This window comes from Erwinia sp. B116 (assembly GCF_002865965.1).
GTDB lineage: Bacteria > Pseudomonadota > Gammaproteobacteria > Enterobacterales > Enterobacteriaceae > Erwinia.
Window position 1 is genome coordinate 1 of record NZ_JRZZ01000096.1, and the last position, 1,363, is coordinate 1,363.

1 protein-coding gene and 1 pseudogene are annotated in these 1,363 nt (G+C 57.2%); one reads left to right on the top strand and one right to left on the bottom strand.

Annotation, left to right across the window (positions count from 1 at the left end; all coding sequences use genetic code 11):
* Nucleotides 1-337 precede the first annotated feature (337 nt).
* Nucleotides 338-886, top strand: coding sequence for a gamma carbonic anhydrase family protein (locus tag NV64_RS22675; protein ID WP_056232381.1), 549 nt, complete (start codon nucleotides 338-340; stop codon nucleotides 884-886).
* A gap of 37 nt (nucleotides 887-923) precedes the next feature.
* On the opposite strand, the pseudogene NV64_RS22680 reads toward NV64_RS22675, so the two are convergent.
* A pseudogene (locus NV64_RS22680) lies at nucleotides 924-1,363 on the bottom strand (shikimate dehydrogenase); the annotation flags it as partial.

Sequence of the window (1,363 nt, forward strand, 5' to 3'; positions counted from 1 at the left end):
CGAAGCTTCCTGTTGCGAGGTGGCGTATATTACGCTTTCCTCCTTCGGAGTCAACTTCTTTTTGAGAAGTTTTTTCCGGCGGTTCAGAGTACTTCCTGAACCTCTCAACACGCTGGCCTGTAAGCCGTTGTTCCGTGTCGATGGATGCGCATTATAGGGATCCGAATTTAATGCACAAGCCTTTTTTGGATCTTTCTTATCGGTTGCTTTCTTTTCATTCTCTTCGTTGATATATCAGGCTAATCGCGCATTTTTAAGGCATTTTTAAGGGGCGAAAAGCGCTGCAGGATCGTTTAGTCTCAACGCGTACCCTTAAGGATCTAACAGAGAGGCTGTCATGAGCACGAATTTGCGTAGTTATAAAGGTATGAGTCCGCAACTGGGCGAACGGGTGAGAGTCGATAGCAGCAGCGTGGTGATTGGCGATGTCCGGCTGGCGGATGATGTGGCAATCTGGCCGCTGGTCGCCATCCGCGGTGACGTCAACCGCGTGACCATCGGGAAACGCAGCAATATCCAGGACGGATGCGTACTGCACGTCACCCATAAGTCTGCGGCAAAGCCTGAAGGTCACCCGCTGGTGATTGGAGAGGATGTTACCGTTGGCCATAAGGTGATGCTGCACGGCTGCAGGATTGGCAACCGGGTACTGGTTGGCATGGGAACGATCGTACTGGACGGTGTAGTAATAGAGGATGATGTGATGATTGGTGCCGGTAGCCTGGTCGCGCCGGGCAAGCGGCTGGAGAGCGGCCATCTCTATTTAGGCAGCCCGGCCCGCAAAGTCCGCCCGTTAACGGAGGCTGAAATTGCCGGCCTGCTCTATTCCGCGAACAACTATGTCGGCTGGAAGGATGACTACCTGGCCGAAGAGAGCCAGACCTGACCCCGATCGTTTTACCTGCTCTCCTTTATTGCCGGGTTCACGCGCTCATCTCCTGCTTCAGCCGGGCAATCACCGGGGTGATATCCGGCATAACGCCGTGCCACAGCATAAAGGCATGCGCCGCCTGGCCCACCAGCATTCCCAGGCCGTCAGCCATCTGGCTGGCTCCCTGCAGACGGCACCAGTGCAGGAACGGGGTATCTCCCACCTGATAGAACATGTCGTAGCAGCGCGTACCGCTATTCACCAGCTGTGCTGGCAGGTCGGGCACCGCGCCGGATACGCCACTTGAGGTGGCGTTGATCACCAGCTCAAACTCTGCGCCGGCCAGTTCGTCACGAGCGAGCGCCCGCACGCCGCCGTGGTGGGCAAACAGCTGTGCCAGCTCCTCAGCCTTTGCGTGCGTGCGGTTAACAATGGTCACGCTGCAGCCGGCAGAGAGCAGCGGCAGGATCACGCCGCGCGCGGCCCCTCCCG